Origin of the sequence: Porphyromonas bennonis DSM 23058 = JCM 16335 (assembly GCF_000375645.1) — a bacterium.
Lineage (GTDB): Bacteria > Bacteroidota > Bacteroidia > Bacteroidales > Porphyromonadaceae > Porphyromonas_A > Porphyromonas_A bennonis.
On sequence record NZ_AQWR01000077.1, the window covers coordinates 1 to 2,436 of the forward strand.

Genomic DNA, 2,436 nt, shown 5'->3' on the forward strand with positions numbered 1-2,436 from the left:
TCAAGAGTCCTATAGCAACAATGATGAGGATCAGGTATGACTCTGTGGTACGTAGACGTCGACGAGGTGGGTCTCGGGGGTGAGGGGATGGAGGTTGGCGCGATGCAGCTCAGCGGGGAGCAGGGCGCCGTGTCCCTTGGTGAGGCGGAGCTCACCGCCGTCGGTGGTGATCGCCACCTCGCCCTCCTCGCAGAAGAGGTAGGTGAAGGAGTCACGCTCTGCAACCGGCAGGGCGAAGTCCTTTGTCAGGCGTAGGACCGAGGTGCAGAAGTAGGGGCTTCGGACAAGTGTGACGAGGGCATCCTTTCGCTCCCGGTCATAGGTCGCCTTGCCGTCCCGGTCGACCTCGTAGTTGATCACCTCGACAGCTCGGTCGATGTGTAGCTCACGGGTCCGCCCTTGGGCGTCGGTCCTACCGAAGTCGTAGAGCCGGTAAGTGATATCAGACGCCTCCTGTATCTCAAGGAGCAGGCAGCCGGCACCGATGGTGTGGACCTTACCCGCCGGGAGGTAAAAGACATCCCCCCGCTCGGCGTGGTAGCTGTGGATGTAGTCCATCACAGCATCGCTCTTGACCAGCTCTCGCAGCTGCTCGGGGCTCGTCTCTCTCGACCAGCCGGCGCGGATGGTGGCGTCGGGAGTGGGGTCAAGTAGGTACCACATCTCTGTCTTGCCGCGGGAGTGCTCATGCTCGCGGGCGTAGTCGTCGTTGGGGTGGACCTGCACAGAGAGATCCTGTCGCGAGTCGATGACCTTGATGAGGAGGGGAAAGGAGTCCCCGAAGCGCTCCCTGACGTGACGACCGAGGAGCCGCTCCCCATACTCTTGGGTGAGCGTTGGTAGGTCGACACCCTTGAGAGGACCGGCGGCAACGACCGACTCATCGCCCGGCATAGGTGAGACCTCCCAGCTCTCGCCGATGTCGTTATAGGGAGAGGGCAGTCCTTTGTACTTGAATATTCGGTCACCGCCCCAGATTTTTCGCTTGAAGGGAGCGTCAAAGGTGAGCGGGTAGAGAGGTAAGGAAGAGGGGTGAGACATCGGTTTTACTTTGATTTCTTAAGGACAAGGGCGGTACGCGGGGGGAGGTAGAGCTTGAGCCAGCCCTTGCCGTCCTCCATGAAGTGGGGGTCGTACTGGGTGAGGTGCGCCACGGAGTGATCCTGACGATCGTAGCCGCCAAATCTCGGGTCGTCGCTGTCGAGGACGATCGTGTACTTGCCCGATGGGGCGAGGATGCCGTAGTCTGTGAAGGCGCGTGTGGGGCTGAAGTTGTAGACAAAGACGAGATCCCCACGGGAGTAGGCGAGTACCTGATCCTGGTCCTGGTCCCAGAGCTTGACCACCGGTATTCTCTCAAAGTCGGGGACACTCTTGACGAGCTCGAGCATCGCCTCGTCAAAGTCCTCGAGGAGGCTGTACTTGAGGAAGCCATTCGTGGCCAGGCTCCACTGGCGACGGGCATACTTGTAGCTCCAGCCATTGCCCTCGCGAGGGAAGTCGATCCACTCCGGGTGCCCAAATTCGTTTCCCATAAAATTGAGATACCCGCCATTCATCGTGGTGCAGGTGACGAGACGGATCATCTTGTGGAGTGCCGTACCGCGGTCCACCGCCTCGGTGTGGTGTGCCCGGTCCATATGGTCGTACATCTCGGCATCGATGAGGCGGAAGATGATCGTCTTGTCGCCGACCAGCGCTTGATCGTGTGACTCGGCGTAGGAGATGCTCTTCTCGTCACTTCGGCGGTTGGTGGTCTCCCACCAGATGGAGCCGGGGGTCCACTCCTCATCGCGACGCTCCTTGATGATCTTGATCCAGTAGTCGGGTATATTCATCTGGAGACGGTAGTCGAAGCCGTAGCCGCCGTCCTTCACCGGCACACCGATGCCCGGCATGCCGCTCACCTCCTCAGCGATGGTGATGGCATCGGGGTAGACCTCATGGATCAGCTGATTGGCGAGGGTGAGGTACATAATCGCATCGCCATCCTGTCCGCCATTGTAGTAGTCGGAGTAGGTGCAGAAAGCCTGACCGAGACCATGATTGAGGTAAAGCATTGAGGTGACGCCATCGAAGCGGAAGCCATCGAAGTGGAAGCTCTCGAGCCAATACTTACAATTGGAGAGGAGGAAGTGGAGCACCTCGTTTTTCCCGTAGTCAAAGCACATCGAGTTCCACGCCGGGTGTAGCATTCGCTCGCCGCCATGGAAGTACTGGGTGTAGGTGCCGTCAAAGCGCGCGAGCCCCTCCTCCTCATTCCTCGCTGCATGGGAGTGGACGATATCCATGATGACAAGCAGCCCGAGCCGGTGCGCCTCGTCGATCAGCGCGCGCAGGTCATCTGGTGTACCGAAGCGGGATGAGGGGGCGAAGAAATTAGTCACCTGATACCCAAAAGATCCGTAGTAAGGGTGCTCCATGATCGCCATGATC

At 59.4% G+C, this 2,436-nt stretch carries 2 protein-coding genes; both read right to left on the minus strand.

The window, feature by feature from the left end:
* Window positions 1-30 precede the first annotated feature (30 nt).
* Window positions 31-1,041: a type I phosphomannose isomerase catalytic subunit gene (locus B088_RS08090; RefSeq protein WP_018107923.1), complete on the minus strand. Its 1,011-nt coding sequence runs from the start codon at window positions 1,039-1,041 to the stop codon at window positions 31-33.
* A 5-nt stretch (window positions 1,042-1,046) separates the two neighbouring features.
* Window positions 1,047-2,436: alpha amylase C-terminal domain-containing protein (locus B088_RS08095; protein WP_018107924.1), on the minus strand; the 1,390-nt coding region annotated here is incomplete at its 5' end.

Bases quoted from the DNA above. Each gene is read 5' to 3' on its own strand.
- B088_RS08090 (WP_018107923.1), bottom strand. From the start codon at position 1,041: ATGTCTCACCCCTCTTCCTTACCTCTCTACCCGCTCACCTTTGACGCT.